The sequence below is a fragment of the Roseovarius litorisediminis genome (assembly GCF_900172295.1).
Classification (GTDB): Bacteria; Pseudomonadota; Alphaproteobacteria; order Rhodobacterales; family Rhodobacteraceae; genus Roseovarius; species Roseovarius litorisediminis.
Genome location: NZ_FWFL01000006.1, coordinates 11,272 through 28,820, shown reverse-complemented (window position 1 = coordinate 28,820; position 17,549 = coordinate 11,272). Strand labels below are relative to the sequence as shown.

General features: G+C 55.4%; 17 protein-coding genes. 15 read left to right on the top strand and 2 right to left on the bottom strand.

What is annotated here, in order from left to right:
- Positions 1-20: 20 nt before the first annotated feature.
- Positions 21-1,070, bottom strand: coding sequence for a DMT family transporter (locus PEL8287_RS12165; protein WP_085892689.1), 1,050 nt, complete (start codon positions 1,068-1,070; stop codon positions 21-23).
- A gap of 262 nt (positions 1,071-1,332) precedes the next feature.
- Between PEL8287_RS12165 and PEL8287_RS12160 the strand changes: the two genes are divergently transcribed.
- From PEL8287_RS12160 to PEL8287_RS12130, 7 genes are all read left to right on the top strand, one after another.
- Positions 1,333-2,217: a hypothetical protein gene (locus tag PEL8287_RS12160; RefSeq protein ID WP_085892688.1), complete on the top strand. Its 885-nt coding sequence runs from the start codon at positions 1,333-1,335 to the stop codon at positions 2,215-2,217.
- A gap of 260 nt (positions 2,218-2,477) precedes the next feature.
- Complete coding sequence (locus tag PEL8287_RS12155) at positions 2,478-3,311, top strand: type II secretion system protein N (RefSeq protein WP_085892687.1); 834 nt, start codon at positions 2,478-2,480, stop codon at positions 3,309-3,311.
- 672 nt (positions 3,312-3,983) lie between these two features.
- Entirely contained in the window at positions 3,984-5,891 is a 1,908-nt protein-coding gene (locus tag PEL8287_RS12150; RefSeq protein WP_235862293.1) for a multicopper oxidase family protein, read from the top strand.
- A 45-nt stretch (positions 5,892-5,936) separates the two neighbouring features.
- Entirely contained in the window at positions 5,937-6,722 is a 786-nt protein-coding gene (locus PEL8287_RS12145) for an SCO family protein (protein WP_085892686.1), read from the top strand.
- A 60-nt stretch (positions 6,723-6,782) separates the two neighbouring features.
- The gene (locus PEL8287_RS12140) at positions 6,783-8,741 is read left to right on the top strand and encodes a hypothetical protein (RefSeq protein ID WP_139837788.1); all 1,959 of its coding nucleotides are present in this window, start codon (positions 6,783-6,785) and stop codon (positions 8,739-8,741) included.
- A gap of 82 nt (positions 8,742-8,823) precedes the next feature.
- Entirely contained in the window at positions 8,824-9,591 is a 768-nt protein-coding gene (locus PEL8287_RS12135; protein ID WP_085892684.1) for an SCO family protein, read from the top strand.
- A complete protein-coding gene (locus tag PEL8287_RS12130; RefSeq protein WP_085892683.1) occupies positions 9,591-11,273 on the top strand; it encodes a hypothetical protein in 1,683 nt (560 codons plus the stop codon). Before PEL8287_RS12135 ends, PEL8287_RS12130 begins: the two co-directional genes overlap by 1 nt.
- Positions 11,274-11,336: 63 nt before the next feature.
- On the opposite strand, the gene PEL8287_RS12125 is transcribed toward PEL8287_RS12130, so the two are convergent.
- Complete coding sequence (locus tag PEL8287_RS12125; RefSeq protein WP_085892682.1) at positions 11,337-12,083, bottom strand: prepilin peptidase; 747 nt, start codon at positions 12,081-12,083, stop codon at positions 11,337-11,339.
- A gap of 115 nt (positions 12,084-12,198) precedes the next feature.
- Here PEL8287_RS12125 and gspG point away from each other — a divergent pair, with 115 nt between their 5' ends.
- The 8 genes from gspG to PEL8287_RS12085 are packed head-to-tail and all read left to right on the top strand — an operon-like array spanning position 12,199 to position 17,531.
- Positions 12,199-12,666 (top strand): type II secretion system major pseudopilin GspG, encoded by a 468-nt coding sequence (gene gspG / locus PEL8287_RS12120; protein ID WP_085892931.1) that lies wholly within the window; start codon positions 12,199-12,201, stop codon positions 12,664-12,666.
- Complete coding sequence (locus PEL8287_RS12115) at positions 12,651-13,142, top strand: prepilin-type N-terminal cleavage/methylation domain-containing protein (RefSeq protein ID WP_085892681.1); 492 nt, start codon at positions 12,651-12,653, stop codon at positions 13,140-13,142. Before gspG ends, PEL8287_RS12115 begins: the two co-directional genes overlap by 16 nt.
- Before the next feature lie 11 nt (positions 13,143-13,153).
- Positions 13,154-13,513 carry a type IV pilus modification PilV family protein gene (locus tag PEL8287_RS12110; protein ID WP_176228634.1) on the top strand — a complete coding sequence of 120 codons (360 nt, stop codon included), beginning with the start codon at positions 13,154-13,156 and terminating at the stop codon, positions 13,511-13,513.
- Positions 13,510-14,124 (top strand): type II secretion system minor pseudopilin GspJ, encoded by a 615-nt coding sequence (gspJ, locus tag PEL8287_RS12105; protein WP_085892679.1) that lies wholly within the window; start codon positions 13,510-13,512, stop codon positions 14,122-14,124. Before PEL8287_RS12110 ends, gspJ begins: the two co-directional genes overlap by 4 nt.
- Positions 14,124-15,047: a type II secretion system minor pseudopilin GspK gene (gene gspK, locus PEL8287_RS12100; RefSeq protein WP_085892678.1), complete on the top strand. Its 924-nt coding sequence runs from the start codon at positions 14,124-14,126 to the stop codon at positions 15,045-15,047. The genes gspJ and gspK overlap by 1 nt, the downstream gene beginning before the upstream one ends.
- Positions 15,044-16,246 carry a type II secretion system protein GspL gene (gene gspL, locus PEL8287_RS12095; RefSeq protein WP_085892677.1) on the top strand — a complete coding sequence of 401 codons (1,203 nt, stop codon included), beginning with the start codon at positions 15,044-15,046 and terminating at the stop codon, positions 16,244-16,246. Before gspK ends, gspL begins: the two co-directional genes overlap by 4 nt.
- Positions 16,243-16,767, top strand: coding sequence for a type II secretion system protein M (locus PEL8287_RS12090; RefSeq protein ID WP_139837787.1), 525 nt, complete (start codon positions 16,243-16,245; stop codon positions 16,765-16,767). Before gspL ends, PEL8287_RS12090 begins: the two co-directional genes overlap by 4 nt.
- Positions 16,764-17,531, top strand: coding sequence for a hypothetical protein (locus PEL8287_RS12085; protein ID WP_085892675.1), 768 nt, complete (start codon positions 16,764-16,766; stop codon positions 17,529-17,531). The genes PEL8287_RS12090 and PEL8287_RS12085 overlap by 4 nt, the downstream gene beginning before the upstream one ends.
- Positions 17,532-17,549 lie beyond the last annotated feature (18 nt).

Here is a 17,549-nt window from a genome sequence, read left to right as displayed (position 1 = left end):
TCAGGGCGTGAATTCCAGGCTTAGGTTCCCTTGAAGTTGATCCGGCCCTCGTGTTCCAACGCATCTTCCTGCCCAAGGCGCATTTCCTCGGCAATGCCTTCGGCGCGGTTTCTGCGGATGCGGCCATATTGGCCAATACCTATGGCCAGAAGGATTATCGCACCGCCTGGGACAAGGCCGGGGCCGGGGTCTTCGCCCAGCATCACCATGGCAATTATGATGGCGGCAAGGGGCGAGAAGGACGTTGCCAGCGATACGTCACCCGAGCGCGCATATTTCAGGCCGATCGCCCAAGCGAACTGGCCCAGAACCACCACGATCAGCGCATAGATCCAGACCCATTGCCAGACGACGGGCGCCAGAACGTCTTGAAAATGTTTCGGCCCGAACAGGTATATTGCCAGAAAGAAATAGAATATGGTGCCGATCACTGTTCTGTAGATCGCAAATATCCCCATTGGAATGCCCCTGAGCCCGGTACGCGCCACCAATGTTGAGGCAATGTAGGACAGGGTGGCCAGTGCTGCGCCGATCTCGCCCTTGCCGAAGGTGAACTGGTTTTCACCATTGTTCATCAGGATCATCACCACCGCGCCCCCAAGGGCTACTAGACCGGCGACGAATGCCCAGGGTTCGAACTCTTCACGCAGGATCAGAAAGGTGGCGAGGATGAATAGTGGCGGTTCGATCCGACCGACCAGAACCACGTTGGTCACGGTGGTTCGTTCCAATGCGTAAAAGAATAACCCCGGTGTCAGCGCCGAAGACAGGAACGCCGACACGGTCAGGATCAGCCAATGATGAGGTTTGAGTTTGCGCAGGTTTTCAAGCGTCCATTCGCGCCAGAACATGAACGCCATTGGCACGATTGACATTAGCGAGCCGACAAAAAGGAGGTTGCAATAGGTAATGGCATTGCGACCATAAACCTTGTGCTGCGCCCCGATGTCGGCCAGCAGTGACACGATGGAATTGGACGAGGCATAGATCAGCACCGCCGCCCAGGCGAAAATGGCCCCCATCATTACCTTGGACACGTCTGGCGCGATGTCTGTTTTTGCGAGGCTCATAAATCGGGTCCTACAATAAAGTTTAGGCTAGTAAGGATGATGTTGTCTGATGCTGCAGCTATATCAATGGTTGTGTTGTCACGTTTTAATCACGTTGCCGACATGGGCGGAAATATTGTTTCAGATTGCGTTAATCGGTAACGCTGGCGTGGCGGAGTGTGAAAAGACCGGAGTGATTTATGGTTGTATGTTAACATTTTACCAAGTTAGACCGGGCCAGTTGCACATGATCCGCGTGCTATATTTATCCGGAGATAACGACATGACCGACGCTGCAGCCCCCCAGAATGAAGATTTTGTAACGATTTTCGACGACACATATAATCAGCCCGACTGCCGCGCCTATTTCCGCATGATGGATGATCTTGATTATCGCAACCAGCATCATGCGACTGCTGTTTTCCGGGCTGCGTTGAAAGAAATGGAACGTGTCAGGGGCGTGCGGGGTTCCGCTCGGGTGATCGACTTTGCCTGCAGCTATGGGGTTGTCACAGCACTGATGCGGCATGAAGTCAGCCTGCAGGACATGTTCGCGCGGTATCGGGAGCCACGGTTTGACACGGCTGTGCCCGAGGAGGTCATAAAATGGGATCGCGAATGGCTGGCCGGGAACAGACGGCCGGATGTGACGGCGCATTTTACCGGAATTGATGTGGCCAAGAACGCGGTGGCCTACGCGGTTGATGTTGGGCTGCTTGATGAAGGCTATGCAGAAGATCTGGGCGCCGCCCACGCATCGGCCGGGTTACAGGCGGCGTTGGGGGCATGTGATATGATCGTCGAATGCGGTAGTGTCGCATATCTGATGCCCGACATTCTGGACAAGATGCTGTCTATGGCAGGGGGTGAAAAGCCGTGGATCGTCACTTCGCCCATCCGGGGGAATGAACGGGCGCAAGCGCTTGAAGTGATGCGTGACCATGGGCTTGAAGTGGAAGTTCTGGGCGGGCCGTTCCGGCACCGTCGATTTGAAGGCGAGGATGAACAGGCGCGGGCCATAGAAAACGCGCGCGCAGCCGGGCATGAGACAGATGGTGTAGAAAGCACAGGCCATTTTCATGCGCAGCTTTTTCTGGCCCGGCCTGCGCAGGAAGCAAAAGCGACGGCGCATTGGCCCATTGATTTACCGGGACCACAGGTACGGTGAACGCACCCTCCCGTGATCCAGGTTGCTGGGCGACACAACGCATCGCTCGCAGGGTTGGGTATATTGAACTCAAAAGATGTGCCCTTTGGCACAGCCGCGCGATGACTGTCAGATGACACGTTGTTCAATTACAGAATTGGCCTTATTGTTGGCTGGTGTTGAGTGCCTTTTCACGTGGTCACGTCTTTTTTTTCGACTGGAGTTACCTGTTTTGCCGACTGAAAGAATATTTTTGGGAACGTCCGGCGCAGCTTGTTTCCATGGCAGTGTTTCGGTTGGCTGATATGGCGTGGCGATCGGGCAGCATGACGTTTCTGGCGGCCATCGCATTGGGATATGGCACTGGGCAGCTTGCGTTGACACTGACGGCATCTGATTTGCGTCGGGTTGCCCCGATTGTACTCGAGCAGGGTAATAGTGCCGCTGGTGACAGTGATCTGCCGGACGATGCTCGTGGTTGGCCGCCGATATTTGGGGTTTTCACGCCGAACCAAACCGTAACTGCCGCCGCGCCCAAGCCAAGTGAGAATTACGAACTGCTAGGGCTGATGGCCGGAGGCGACCAAGCGTGGGCAATGGTCACCTCCTCACAGGGCAATGCCCTTGTCAGTGTTGGTGATACCTTGCCCGGTGGAGAGGTTGTTCGCGGCATAGATGCCGAAGGGGTCTGGATCGAAAAAGACGGCGCCAAAGAGGTGGTGGGCTTTGAGGAGACGCCCGCCGAGACATATTCGCGCCTGGTGTCATCCGATCCCTTGAAGCCGAAAACTGCGGAAGTTCCCATTTCAGCATTTTCCGGCCGTGATATGCGCAGGGTGCTGGGGCGTGCCGGAAGTGTCCGTATGGTTGCGCCGCGCGGGGGCAATGGCGACAAGTTTCCCGAAATTCTGTGGGTGCGCGAAGGGCAGCTTTACGATCTCATCGGACTACGCAGGGGAGACTTGGTTTTGAGGGTCAATGGGTATTCTGTTGGCGATCTTGATACGTTGGAAAACGCAAGCACAATTCTGAGCAGCGCAGACAAGTTTGTGGTCGAGATTTTGCGCGGTGGGCAGCGCCAGACAATCAACGTGAAAGTATCAGGCAGGGGTTGAGTGCAGGCCATTTTCTTGCCTGCCTGCGGTTGTTGTCTAATTCGAGTCGATCACGGCGCTGCTATCTGTTGTGTATTTTTGGAAAACATTGCCCGAAAAAAGCAGAGATTGTTCGCATAAGCCCTACATTTGTTAACGATTTTTGGGGGTTGAAACATCCCGGATCAACCAAGTGAATATTTGTTTACGCTAGGGAAGAACTTTTAAAAATATTTGAATTCAGGGTTTTAACTGGATATCGGTTTTTATCAGCGGTGAAAAAAGAAGTATTTCGCCAGATCACGATAAAGTTATGATTGTTATACGGAGTTTTTCATGTTGTGATCAAAAGCGTTAGTTGACCGGCCACAACACCGGTTTTCCAACTGGGGAACTAATGGCAAGGCCATGCTGCCGTTGTGCATGGTATGGGGTGTTTACCCCCAGAGCATTTTAAAAAATTGGCGTATCACAGATCCGCCCGGGCCAACCACATTACTCAACTCATCGGCCTGACATCACATAGTCATCGGGTACTGAACCCGAAACCTAAAGAGGTCTTTTGACTTCTTCTATCTTGAGGTCCGTTTGGGCCTTCCTGACTCGCGGCACTCGTGGCGCGTTACCCGTCGCGCCATGTTTGGCGTACTATTGAAACTATTTTCGCGAGCTTTTTCTGCTGGAGGACTAAGCATGAAACGAAGAGAAGCATTAAAACTAGGCTTGGGCACTGCTGGTGCTGGCCTAGTGGCCAGCCAGGCCGGTGCAGATGTTGTTGATGACAACAGGGAGATTATCGACCAGTGGGGCACAAACCCCACGCAATCGGGCCTTGTTTTCCCTGACAACTTTGAACCGAGCATCAAGGCGTCACCAAGCCCTGCTGTTGAGCCGTTTACGGCACCACTCAACATTATGCCGGTTGCACAGCCGCTTGACATCAACCCAGCGACGGGTGAACCGGATTTTTTGTACGGTGATCCAGTTGAGCCGGCGCGTCACCAGCGGTTCGACGATTTCCCGCCTCAGAAATACTACGAAGAGGTGCTGGGAGAATTCCGCTGGAAGTATCACTGGCAGCCCCCGTATGGCGATGGCACACCTGGTGTCGTCGGCAAGGGTGGTGACCCGAACGTTGGTTCCTGGCATTGGGGTTTCAACGGCATCACCCCGGGCGAAACGTATCATGCACGTTATGGCGAGCCGGTCTTCCTGCGTCGCAACAACGAGCTTCCGCCGGTTGGCTCTGGCCATGTGAACTTTGCACTGCCGTCGCCCACGATCCACCTGCACAACGCGCATACCGCGTCTGAATCAGATGGTATCCCGCAGGACTTTTTCAACCCTGGTGAATTCTGGGATCATCACTATGCCAACTTCCCGGCGGGTTCGCCGAATGGGCATGGGCCGCATAACCGCGAGATCATGAACACGCTGTGGTACCACGACCACCGTCTGGATTTCACCGCGACCAACGTGTATGCGGGTTTCTCAGGCTTCTATCTGATCTTCGACGAGCGTGACTCGGGCGATGAGACCGATCCCAACCCGCTGGCCTTCAACCTGCCATCGGGCGATTATGACATTCCGCTGATCATGCACGACGTGCAGTTCACACCGGAAGGTCAGGTGATCTGGGACTTCTTTACACCCTCTCCGGCGACCAAAGCTCCGCACGATGTTGGTAACCTTGACGGTCGTCCTGACACCTTCGAACCGCTGCGTCGTCAATACACCACGAACGGCATGACCGGTGACAAAATTACTGTTAACCGGATCATTCAGCCCTATCTGGATGTGGATCGCCGCAAGTACCGCTTCCGCTTCCTGAACGGTGGCCCCTCGCGTCTGTATCAACTGGTGCTTAGAATTGTACCGGCGGATGGCAGCGATCCGTATTTCGACGACTGGACCGTTCTTTCGAACGACGGCAACCTGCTTGAAGAGCCGATCCAAGAACCGATGCTGGAAATCTGGGTTGCAAACCGGAATGACGTCATTGTCGACTTTTCGAAGTATGCAGAGGGCGACAAGATTCAGGTCATGAACCAGATGGAGATCCGTCCCGATGGCGCTGGCCCGACGGGTTACACGCTGGAAGGTGATAATCTGATGCCGGTTATTCAGTTCAACTGTAAACCCGGTGAAGTTGCTGACCCGTCAAAAGTTCCGGCCAAAATGCGCAAACTGCCGAAAATCCGCATGTCGGAAGTTCGCCGTAAGCGTCTTTTTGTCTTTGACTATGACAACGGTCTTTGGACAGTTAACGGCCGCTTGATGGATCCCAACCGTGTGGACGTCAAGATTGAGCAGGGTTCTGCCGAAATCTGGACTTTCCGCAACGAGGGTTCAAACTGGGCGCACCCGGTTCACACGCACTTTGAAGAGTTCCAGATCCTTGAGGTCAATGGTCGTCCGCCAAGCCCGTTTGAGACGTCGCGTAAAGACGTGGTCTCGCTTGGGCCCGGAGACGAGGTGACATTCTTTAGCCGCTGGCGCGATTTCTTCGGCAAACACGTGATGCACTGTCACAACGTTGTGCACGAAGACCACGCCATGATGATCCGTTGGGATATCGTCCCGGTCGGTCAGGGCGACTGATTTTCCACCGTTCAAGGAAATCTCTGAGAAAGAGAGGATATTAAGATGACAAATAGACGTCAATTCCTGACCGGAATTCCGGTCGCTGCCGCGGCGGTGGGCTTTTCGACCACAGCGGGCAGTTCGTCCGAAAGGGCTGCTGCCGAACGTCTCGCGGCGCAGCAAGCTGCAGCAAACCGTCTCGCTGCGCAAAAAGCTATCGGCCCCAATGATCTGCCGGTGGTATGTAATCCTATCAATAGTGGTGGGGTGATCGACACCTCGATGCGCGACGCGTTTCCAAATGTCATGATGGTCAATCATGACGGTCTGGGCATGTCGTTCTACGAGGGCTTTATCGAGAACAAGGTTGTCATGATGCATTTCATGAGCCTTCGGGATGAAGAACATTTCCCGATCACCCGCTTCGTGGGCGATGTTGTGGCCGAGCTTGGCGACAAAGTTGGCCGTGATGTGCAGGTCTATTCGATTACACGTGATCCCGAACATGACACACCCTCGCGTCTGTCGGCCTATGCCAAAGAACTGAACGCCCCCAAGGGCTGGCAGTTCCTGACAGGGACCAAACAGCATTGCGCGGACCTTGCCTTCCGGATGTATCGGATGGGTCACAGCACCCTTCCGGGCAAGCGTAAGGTCGATGTTGTGTTTTACGGTAACGGCGCTGCCGGTCTTTGGGGCGCCTTCCCGCACGGCATCCAGGCGGATGACGCTGCGAGCCGTGTGTCCTGGGTGATGCCGCAAGAATTGCCAGTTGATGGCAAGATGCGTCGCGCCGGACCTCGTGTGTTCGATATGAACGACACCCGCAATCACAACCGCGAAGTCTGAGTTTCTGGACCCCGGGAGACACCGGGGAACCAGCACAGCATTGAAACGGAGAAAATGAAAATGTTTCGCAAATCTATAAGAGTAGTTGCGGTGATGGCCTTGCCAGCCGTACACACACTTGGGGGGGGTGCTGCTTTCGCAGACACTGACACCCTCGGGCCCGTTCCCCCCAACCCGGGGAACCTGGCGGTGTTGAACCAGCTTTGCATTGACAAGTACGGCTCGAACCAGCAACCGCGCGTTTCTTTCGAGAACCGCAGGGACAACGCGTTAAGGGATGCAGATGGTAATCTGGTAGTTGATGCAGATGGTAACGTTGTACGTGGTGCAACGATTACCGAACTCAATACTGCGGCATCGATATTCCCGCCTCCCACGGGGCCAATGGGAACGTTTGGGGCAAATCCGACCAACGTGATTCCGACCAAGTACGAGGACGCAGAAACCTGCCGGGGCACTCCAATCCCCAATACGCTGCCCTCGACACCGGACAACCCCTATAACCTGCATGACGACCCGGTGGTGACGCAAATCGATAAAACGTCGCCCACAGATGATCTGGATTGGATCATGGACCGTCTGGAAGAGATGCAATCAGGCAGAACTTCCAATGCACGTAGTCTGGCGCAACATGCGGTCGATATCATCGAAGGTGTGCCTCTGAGCGGTCAATTCAAAGACCGTGAATACGAAGGCTTTCCGATCCTGCACTACTTTGGCGGTCTGAAGACCAAAAAAGTTGATGGTGTGACCAAGAACGTTGTGATCAACCAGATCTGGTATGACAGCCACATTGAGGCCGATGCCAACTATCTGAACACCGATGACGTTCAGAACGATGAGTGGACCATCACCTATAACGTGAAGATCCTGAATCGCGGTCACGAGGACTTTGCGCCTTACATGATGGTGTTCGACGATCCGAATGAATTGGATTTCTCGAACGAGACATGTCAGACGCCGATGGGGCCGATCACCTGCCCGAACCTTCAGGGCCGGAACATCCCCAACGTTGGTCTTGACCAGACATTCTTCCCGATGGAGGAAGGCCAGCAGTACACGCTCAACATGAAGATGCCCCCGGCACGCATGTGGAACCTCAGCTATCACTGGGGCTGGAGGGTTCACCCGCCACGCGTTCAGGTCGTCGAGAACCGCAATGTGCCGCTTGCAAACGGTGCGCCGCGAAACGCTGCCGAAGTTGGTGTGTTTGGTGAAAACCCGCTTGCCAGCGAAGAAGCCAAGCTGGCCGCAATCGCTATGATTGGCGACACGGCCCCGTCCAAGCGGATGTGGCGGATGTTCAAAGAGATTGCCGATGGCCAAGGTCACCCGCGCAGTCTGGACGTTCTGATGCCGTTGATCCGTCAGGCTTTCTATGACTGGTCGAACCGTAACCAACTTCCTACCGGTTACGAAATGGCGGACTGGGCGGACATGACCGTGCTGTTCCTGAACAACACGATCTATGGTCAGGTGCGTGGGCATGATGGTGAAGCGCAGGTCGCTCTGACCGACGATATGTGGCTGAACCGTGGTGACACTGTGAACGTGCAACTGCTGAACGGCGACTACTTTGTCCACGCCTATGTTCTGGTTGACTTCGGTGGTGTGCGTGGATGGGAAAACACCTTCCACAACACGCTGCCTATCGGTGGTGCTGGACCATTGTTCACCTTCGGGCGCAACTACTTCTGGATCAACATCGCTGGTAATGGCCCGATCCCTGTGCCGCCTGCGGTGCGCCCGACAGAGCCTGTTGTTACACCGCATGCATCCTACGCCGAGGCTCATGGCCACAAGTACATGCGTGGTCACAATGGCAACGCTCACGGACGTGGCAACAACGAGCACAGCTCCTGGGGTGGTCTGATGATGCCAGTGGATGGCTACACAACAGCTGAAGGCATTGGCGAACACAAGGTGATCGTAAACTTTAACTACGAACCATCACGCCGTCTGCGGATGTATCAGTTCGACGCGCTTCATCACGACGTGGCCGTCTGGTCTGTACACTAGGACCGGTATAAGATTGGCACCGGCAACAATAGTTGCCGGTGCTACTTATTTTGAGACATTACTCTCTCAATGGAGACTTGAAATGAAACACTTTGAAGGTTTGGCAACCGCCGTATCCGCCTTTGCCTTGATGGTCGCGGCGTCGGGATTTGCCCTGGCCGCAAGCGATACCGAAATGGACCACTCTGCGCATGGCGATGGCCACACAATGATGGGTCACGAGAACGCTGAAGGCCACGATATGGAGGCCCATGATCACGGCGCCAGTGATCACCGGATGCCCACACATATTGGCATGGACGATGGCAATGCAGTCGAACTGGCCGCGCGCCCGGACGGGTTTCAATATCAGCGCAGCCGCAATGCCTATGAGATGCCCGATGTCACCCTGCGCGACAGTCGCGCCCGTAAGGTGAATGTTGCGGAATTAATGGAATATGACGGCCCGGTGCTGCTGAATTTTATTTTTACAAGCTGCGCCACGATTTGCCCGGTGATGAGTGCGACCTTTGGGCAGACTCAGGATGAGCTTAAGGCAATTGACGAAAACTATCTCATGGTGTCGATCTCGATCGACCCGGAATATGATACCCCCCGCAGGCTGCGGGAATATGCGAAACTGCATGACGCGCATGACAACTGGGTGCTGCTCACAGGACAATTTGACGATATTTTCCAGGTCGTTCGCGCCTTTGACGCCATATATAAAGGTGAGAACAAGATGTATCACCGGCCGCTGACATTCCTGCGTGAAGGTCCTGATGCGAAGTGGCTGCGTTTGGAAGGCCTGCTTTCATCGGCTGAACTTGCCGCCGAATATACCGAACTGGTAAATCCGGAGGTCAATTAATGGTACATAACCGTGTGGTCGCGACCCTGCAGGGCGCGATGGCTGGCGTAATATTGGCCGTTACACCGCTGGTGGCCTTCGCCGGAGGTGATGCCGAGTTGGGGCGCAAGCTTTATTGGGAAGGTATCGGAGCGGACGGTATGCCCGTGCATGGCAAGACACAAGGCGACGTGCCGGTGTCGGGCGCGCAATTTTCCTGTGTGAACTGCCACCGCCCAAGTGGCTTTGGTACCTCGGAAGGGGGCAACTATGTTCCTCCGATCATCGGGCCGGTGCTTTATGAAAAGCGTACACCCAACCGGAATCGTATGTTCAAAGAGCTTTACCAGGAAGTACAGCCTCCTGGTTTCTGGGCACGGGTGCGTCAACCCCGGATCAGGCCAGCCTATGATCAGCCCTTGCTGGCGCGCGCACTGAAAGAAGGCCTGGATGCTGCCGGCCGCCCGCTGGATCCAATCATGCCACGGTATGAATTGTCCAAGGACGACGTTTCCAATCTGGATGCGTTCCTAAAAACACTTTCCGCCGAAATATCACAGGGTGTTGGCGAAACAGAGATCCACCTTGCCACGATCATCGGACCAGATGCGGATCCTGACGAGAAAAAAGCAATCCTGGACACGATGAACCTGTTCACGACATGGATGAATAAAGACACCGAAGGTGATACCAGCAAACCCACGTTTTCGCCCCGGTACAGGTCAGAGTTCATCAAGGCTTACCGCTATTGGAACCTGCATGTGTGGGAACTGGAAGGGCCGCCCGAAACCTGGCGTGCACAGTTAGAGGCCAAATACGCAGAGCAACCTGTTTTTGCCACGGTAGGCGGGCTGGTTCCCGGACCCTGGGATGAAATTGGTAAGTTCTGTGATGACAAACGCTTGCCCTGCATCCTGCCAAATACCGAACTGCCTACGCCGGGCGAAGGCCGGTATGGCTATTCTGTATTCTTCAACCGGGGCTTGCCGCTTGAGGCTGAAGTATTGGCAATGTATCTGGCAGACAGCGAAACTGTACCAAACCAGATTGTCCAGATAAGAGCCGCAGGGCCGAGTGGCGAGCGCCCGGCCAATGCCCTTTCAGACGCAGTAGCGATGATGATGGAAAATACCGATGTGCAAACGGTTACCTATGAGGATGCTGACAGTTTGCGGGCGGCACTGGCCAAACATGCTGACGCCGAAGTACTTGTCGTTTGGCCGGATGATCCAGAGGCCGCAGTGGATGCTTTGGCCGATATTAATCCGCCTTCAAAGATGATTGTATTGCCATCGGCCACCAAGGATGAAGCAGCTGCCGGATTGTCGAAAGACCTGATCGATCGAACCCTGGTTGTGTGGCCGTACGATAAGCCCGATTCGTACCATCCGCGGAAATATCGCATCCGCGCCTGGATGCACACGCGTCGGCTGAATGTGACACATCCAAGACTCCAATTGCAGACATATTATGCGCTGACGATGATGCAATATGGGCTGTTGCACGCGATCAACGATTTTCATCGTGACTATCTGATGGAAATTATCGAGCATGAGGCCGAGAATGAATTGAATCCTGGCACACACCCCGAACTGGGACTGGGGCCTGGGCAAAGATTTGCGTCCAAAGGCGCTTTCATTGCCAAGTTGGCCCCTGAGGAACGGGTCGGATACCGTGTGATCAGTGACTGGATCGTACCCTAGGGTTTTGAGTAATGGGCCTTTGGGTACGAGTGGGCGGTAGGGTAACCTGCCGCCCACGTCTTTTTATCCCACCACAAATACCAAGGCTGCGGCCGCAGACAAAAAAGCGCCAAACGGGATCGCCATTTCACCTTCCAAAGGTTGCTCATGTCGCCGCGCGTTTATGGCTGTGACCAAAAGTGCCAGCAGGGCCGCAACAAGCGTCACTACCGGGATTGCGCTGATCCCCAAGGCTGCACCGATACCGGCCATTAACTTGACATCGCCCAATCCCAGCCCTTCGCGCCTGCGAAGTGATTTGTAGACGATCCGTATCAGCCAGAATGAACCGGCCCCGGCGGCAGCGGCGAGAACGCCTTGGTTGATATGGCGTGAGGGGTCCTCCCACACCAGCGCCATTCCGATCAGAAACAGCAAACTGGTCAATGCATTGGGTAGACGGAAAGCGGCGAGATCACACAGGGCCAATCCAAAAAGAGTCCACAAAAATGCCGCCCCCAGAACCATGTGTGTCGGCCCAAAGGCGACAGACACAGCCAGGATTGCCAGAACCGCACCGGTGATTTCCGCGTAAAATAGCCGTGCAGGAATGGCCTGACCGCAATGGCGGCATTTTCCCCCAAGCGACAGATAGGAAAACACAGGTATCTTGTCGCGCCATGCAATACCTTTACCGCACGTCCGGCATTGCGATGGATGGGTCATAACGTTTTCGCCCAACGGAAGGCGGTCGGCCAGAAGGGCCATGAACGAACCGACAGCGGGGCCGATCAGGATCAGAAAAACAGCCAGCGGTAATGGATGCGTCATGACGTATTAAAATCCCTGCATTGCCGCAGACCGGCAAACGCCGAGATTGTATAAGTGTCGCTCGTGCGATATGATTCCATCTGAAAAACTTTATGAATTCCGGAACGATTTTACCATGCAAATCAATGCGTCACGTAACCTTCAGACCCAATCGCAGAGCAGCGAAGATGAAGGATTTTCTCTGCTGGAACTGATGGTTGTCGTAGTTATCATGTCAATCTTGGCACTTGTTGTCATGCCAAGGATCATAGACCGTCCGGACCAGGCACGCGTGGCGCGGGTCAAGTCGGACCTTGCTGTTCTGAACAGTGCGGTCAAGCTGTATAAGCTGGACAACTACCGCTATCCGACAACCGAACAGGGACTGATGGCGCTGGTCGAGGCGCCGACAACCGAACCTGTGCCAAAGAACTGGGCGCAGAACGGCTATATTGATCGTCTGCCCAAAGACCCCTGGGGTAATGACTATCAATACCTGCAGCCAGGCGTACATGACCAGGTTGATATTTTTACCTTGGGGGCTGATGGCGTTTCGGGCGGCACCGGGCTGGACGCGGATATCGGGACATGGACCGAAGAATAGCGCCAGCCGATCAGGGGTTTACCCTGCTGGAGCTTGTGATTGTAGTTGCGGTCGTTGCGCTTTTGTCGATCACGGCTGTGTTTTCAGTTGGCCGGTCTGCCGGCCCTTCCCAAAGCGATACGCAGCGTTTCAAAGCCAGCTATGATCGTCTGCGCCACGCCGCAATCATGTCGCACAAACCCAGAGCGATGGCCCTGAGGCAGAAAGGTTTTCAGGAGCTGGAGTACCATTTCAAAGATGACGGGGAATCGCCCTGGCAACCCGTAAACAAAGCGCAGAGATACGGAGGTGAAGTGCGATTTCAGGGTTTGAAGGACCCATTAAGCGCGGATTTCGATGAAAAAGAGCTTTTACCGGATGTCGTTTTTCTGCCGGACGGTCAGGCCACCCCTTTTGACGTCAGCTTCATCTCGGCGGGTCTGGTGACGCGCTGCGTCGGGTCAGGCTGGTCTGGCCTGAGCTGTGAGGGACAGTGATGTCAGAGCGCATGAACAGTACGAAAGGTGTGACACTTTTGGAACTGGTCATCGCCATTTTTGTATTGTCGATCGGAACAGTCGCTGCGTTACGAAGTGTCGACCATGCACAGCGCAACATCGGCGGAGCGGCGGCAAGAATTTTCGCAGCACAGGCGGCATTGAACAGGGCCGAGGAAATCAAATTGCTTGGGATGACGCGCGCGCGCGCCTTACCCGTGAATATCGATTACGGCCCTTACAGCTGGAGCATCAACGTCGACGAAGAGGAAACGCGCGCCGGGTTTGTTGAGGCAACCGTGACCACCCGGTCGCCGGGTCAGCCGGGGGGGCAGGCCGTGGTGATTGCGAAATCCGGAGAAGGCGGATGAGAGGCTGTGCAGGGGATAAGGGGCTGACTCTTCTTGAGCTGGTTGTTGTCCTGTCGCTGTTTGCGCTCGTGGCCGTCATGGGGTTGCAGGCATTGAGTGGCACAATGCGGGCGCAGGATCGGCTGATAGAGGTCGACGACAGAACCGCCGAACTGGCCCGTGCCCTGACGATCATGCGAAGTGATCTGAGGGCGGCGGCCGCAAGGGAGTTTATGCCCCCGGGTGCCGATGAAGCTGAACCTGCATTTATGGATTTGTCGGCCAACGAAGGGGTTGTTACCTTTTCGATCACGGGTCAGCAGGTGCTGCCCGGGGTCCAGGCCGCAGGTCAAAGCCGGGTGATTTGGCGCTATGATCGCGATGAAGGGTATCTGACGCGGCAGGTCTGGCCGGTGCTGCGCCCTGCCGCGGTTCGGGCGCTGTCGCCCGAAGTGGTTATGCTGGAAGGCATTATTGACCTCGACGTTAGGTCCTATACGGGCGAAAGTGAGGGATGGGTCAGAGATTACGGGCTGGACCAGGATATTGAAGTTCCACCGCTTCCCCAGGCAGTGGACATTCGTTTGGAATCCAGGCTTTACGGAGCTTTGAGAGTGGTGGTGAGTTTTTGATGGACGGGCAGCGCGGCATAGCTCTTTTGAATGCGCTTGTGATGGTCGCTGCAATTTCGGCCGTGGCATCGGGGCTGATGCTGCGCGCAGAAACCAGCCGAACCAACCTGTTTGAGATGCGCGCTGCCGATCAGGCGGGGCTGTATCTTGATGCGGCCGAGTTATTGGTCGAGCCGGTTTTGCAGGCGGACTGGGCGCAGGACCAGAGCATTGACCACCTGAGGGAAAGTTGGGCCACAGAAACTTTTGAGGCCGATATTGATCGCGGCCAAATCTCGGGAAAGCTTCAGGACCTGCAAGGTCTTTTCAATATCAATTGCCTAAGCGATCCGGCCGATGTTCAAGCATTGCAGGCGTTCGATAGACTGTTGCGCAGTCTGGATGTACCTGTGGTACTGGCGCGTGAAACAGCCTCGTTTGTACAAGCCAGAGGGCCGGTGAATTTAGAGTTATACACGCAACGTGAATTGCCCGTTCGCCCGCCGAATGGCCCGGTTCAAACGGTTGAAGAATTGCGACTTATACAGGGGATGACGGAACAAGCGTATCTGCGGCTGCGTCCCTATGTCAGCGCTTTGAGTGGCTGTAGTGCAATCAATATGAATACCGCGCCGCGCCTGGTTCTGGCGGCGCTGTTGCCAACAGCCAATCCCGGGGGCCTTGATAAGTTGCTGGAAGAGCGTGACCGCCTGCCATTTTCCAGCAGCGGGGATTTTCGGGAACGGGCAGAAAAACTGATCCATGGACGTGTGATTGAGCAATCGCATTTTCCGCTGGGGGGGGTGTCGGTAAAAAGCAATTGGTTTCAGGCTGAATTTACGGCTCAATTGGACGATACAACAACGGCACGTCAGTTGATTGTCGAGCGTTCGAGCCTGACTGGCAAAACTGAACTAACCTATCGTTCCGCGGTTTTACCATGAGTTTTTTTGGAAAGTCTGACACAGCTCAACGCAAGGATATGACGCTGTTTCATATCCTGGGCACAGGTGCCGAATTGCCCCGGTCAGAGTTTGTGGCCCTGGCCCCTGGTGCCAATGCGCCGCTATTGCCGCTGGATTTGCCGCCTGGTTTGAAAGGGCAGACCCGCGAACGGGTTGCAAAACGACAGTTGACTGATGCTTACGGTGGTTCAGCGGGCGGGGCTGAAATACGCCTTGCGGATTTGGCAGGGACCAAAAAGCTCACTAGCCGAGGCTTAGTGGCTGCCGGACGCGACAGGCAGGCCTGGTGTGACGAAGTGAAGTCGGCTGATGGTTTGTGCCGTGCGATTTTGCCCGATTATCTGGCCTTGCCGACAGCTGTCGGGTGCTGGACGCTTGAGGCCTCGGATGGCGTTATCCGCGCGCGGCTGGGTCCCGAAGATGGGTTTGCTGCCGAACCCGATTTGGCGCTTTCAATGTTGGAAGTGGCATATCGCGTTGAACCTCCGAACGTGGTCTTGCGTCTGGGGGCCTATTCTCCGTTAATTGATGGCTTCATATCCGAACGGAATCTAAAGCTGGCGGACAGCCCCGACAAGATTGCCGCAATGGGCCTTCCAAAACCCTTGGCGCTGGCGCATGGCGAAATGTCACTGGATCTGTCGCGCGAACCGGGTGCTGATGCTGCGGCACTTCGCAATGCCTTACGCCCCTACCGCTTGACGGCGGTGATGGGTTTGCTGGCGTTGGCGCTCTGGTCTGGCAGTGTCATTTTGGAAACGCGCGAGCTCCGTGAACAGGCGCTGACTTATCGCCGCAACGCCGAAAGTATTCTGCGCGAAACCATGATCCCAGCAGGGCCGATCCTGGATATCCGTGCGCAGGTGACCAAACTGATGGATGATCGCCGTCAAAGTGAGGCCTCCAAAAGCAATGAGAACCGGCCATTGGATGTTCTGGCGGCTGCAGGTGGTATTCTCAGTGGTGATGACGTTCGGGTGACACGTGTCGGATATCAATCGAACGGCGGTTTGCTCATTGATCTTCAGGTCGCAGATTTTGCCAGCCTGGACGAGTTGGTTCTGAATCTCAGGGAAACAGGGATCAACCTGAATGTCGCCCAATCGGGCACACGCGAGAACGAAGGTGTCGGGGCGACATTGGCGCTTGGGCTGGAGGTGCGGCGTGGATCACAGTGACAAGAAGGACCGAGGCCAACATGTGGGATAGGGTGATCCAGTATCTGGCGGGGTTAAGCCAACGGGAGAGGTGGCTGATGCTGTTGCTGGTATTTGCAGTGCTACCCGTCGGTCTGTTCTATGGCGTTGTATTGCCCTTGTCCGATGCCCGAGACGCCGCCCGTCGCGAAGTCGCCGACGCTCAGGCGGTTGAGGCCTGGGTTGGGGATCAGGCAGCTGTTTTCATGGCGATGAAGGGGGCAACAGGTCAGAAAGCCACGACGCAGGGCGCGCCGGTTGGCATCAGTGGTATCGAAGAAAGCCTGGTATCGGCGGGTCTGCGCAAGGATGTCGCGCAGCTGGCTAACAATGCCGCAGGTGGTATCACCTTACGGTTTGAAACTGTCCGCTTCACAGCGATTTCAGAGTGGTTGACGGCAAGTGCTGGCGTCTGGGGATATGATCTGACTTCCTTCACCTTTGAACGCGGCAAGGAACCGGATGTTGTCGCGGCTGAGCTTAATCTGGTACCTGCGCAATGATGCGTTTCCTGCTGGTGATACTGGGCTTGATTTTGGGGTTAGGTGCTGTGGCAGTCACCGAGGGCCGCGTTGTGCATTTACGCAAATTTGCACCGTCGGCTTTGCCGCAATGGACCGCAAATGTGACAGATGCCTCAGGTATTCTGCGGGGCGAAGCCACGGGATTTCAGGTGCCCGGGTTGCCTGTAACCACAACGTTGGACTGGTCATTTGAGCGATTGGAACTGCAAGGCCCGGTCTGGAAAGTAGGCTTTCAGGCCGCCGGGGTTGAAGGTTCTGGATATCTTGCAGTGCCTCAGCTGACCGGAACCGCCCAACTGACCGATGCAAGAGGTGAGATTGCACTGGATCAGTTACCCGCTATCGCGGGCGGCGCCAAGGTGGGCGGCATCCTGTCTTTCAGGGATTTTGATGCAAGGTTTGATTATCCCGACGGGCGTATTGCCGAACTGCACGGTACGGCGCGATGGTTGGGTGCGCAGATTGATGGTTTCGATATTGGCGAGGGCGCGCTTTCTCTGGTGTCTGATCAGAATGGCGGCTGGCGGGCGCCGTTCGAAATCTCGGGCGATGTCGTGGTTGTCAGAGGCCAAATGCAAGGTCGGTTTGGCCTGAGCGTTGTTCAGCTTGACGTGACAATCGAAGACGCTGGCGCAATGCCTTTGGAGTGGAAGCAGACGCTAAGCAGGCAGGTGACGCGCGGCGAAAACGGTTGGGTGTTAACGCGGGAACTTAACCTGGCCACAGGCTGGCCAGTATTCTGAAAGCGTTTTCTGGCAGGC

Bases quoted from the DNA above. Each gene is read 5' to 3' on its own strand.
- PEL8287_RS12165 (WP_085892689.1), bottom strand. From the start codon at position 1,070: ATGAGCCTCGCAAAAACAGACATCGCGCCAGACGTGTCCAAGGTAATG.
- PEL8287_RS12160 (WP_085892688.1), top strand. From the start codon at position 1,333: ATGACCGACGCTGCAGCCCCCCAGAATGAAGATTTTGTAACGATTTTC.
- PEL8287_RS12155 (WP_085892687.1), top strand. From the start codon at position 2,478: ATGGCAGTGTTTCGGTTGGCTGATATGGCGTGGCGATCGGGCAGCATG.
- PEL8287_RS12150 (WP_235862293.1), top strand. From the start codon at position 3,984: ATGAAACGAAGAGAAGCATTAAAACTAGGCTTGGGCACTGCTGGTGCT.
- PEL8287_RS12145 (WP_085892686.1), top strand. From the start codon at position 5,937: ATGACAAATAGACGTCAATTCCTGACCGGAATTCCGGTCGCTGCCGCG.
- PEL8287_RS12140 (WP_139837788.1), top strand. From the start codon at position 6,783: ATGTTTCGCAAATCTATAAGAGTAGTTGCGGTGATGGCCTTGCCAGCC.
- PEL8287_RS12135 (WP_085892684.1), top strand. From the start codon at position 8,824: ATGAAACACTTTGAAGGTTTGGCAACCGCCGTATCCGCCTTTGCCTTG.
- PEL8287_RS12130 (WP_085892683.1), top strand. From the start codon at position 9,591: ATGGTACATAACCGTGTGGTCGCGACCCTGCAGGGCGCGATGGCTGGC.
- PEL8287_RS12125 (WP_085892682.1), bottom strand. From the start codon at position 12,083: ATGACGCATCCATTACCGCTGGCTGTTTTTCTGATCCTGATCGGCCCC.
- gspG (WP_085892931.1), top strand. From the start codon at position 12,199: ATGCAAATCAATGCGTCACGTAACCTTCAGACCCAATCGCAGAGCAGC.
- PEL8287_RS12115 (WP_085892681.1), top strand. From the start codon at position 12,651: ATGGACCGAAGAATAGCGCCAGCCGATCAGGGGTTTACCCTGCTGGAG.
- PEL8287_RS12110 (WP_176228634.1), top strand. From the start codon at position 13,154: ATGAACAGTACGAAAGGTGTGACACTTTTGGAACTGGTCATCGCCATT.
- gspJ (WP_085892679.1), top strand. From the start codon at position 13,510: ATGAGAGGCTGTGCAGGGGATAAGGGGCTGACTCTTCTTGAGCTGGTT.
- gspK (WP_085892678.1), top strand. From the start codon at position 14,124: ATGGACGGGCAGCGCGGCATAGCTCTTTTGAATGCGCTTGTGATGGTC.
- gspL (WP_085892677.1), top strand. From the start codon at position 15,044: ATGAGTTTTTTTGGAAAGTCTGACACAGCTCAACGCAAGGATATGACG.
- PEL8287_RS12085 (WP_085892675.1), top strand. From the start codon at position 16,764: ATGATGCGTTTCCTGCTGGTGATACTGGGCTTGATTTTGGGGTTAGGT.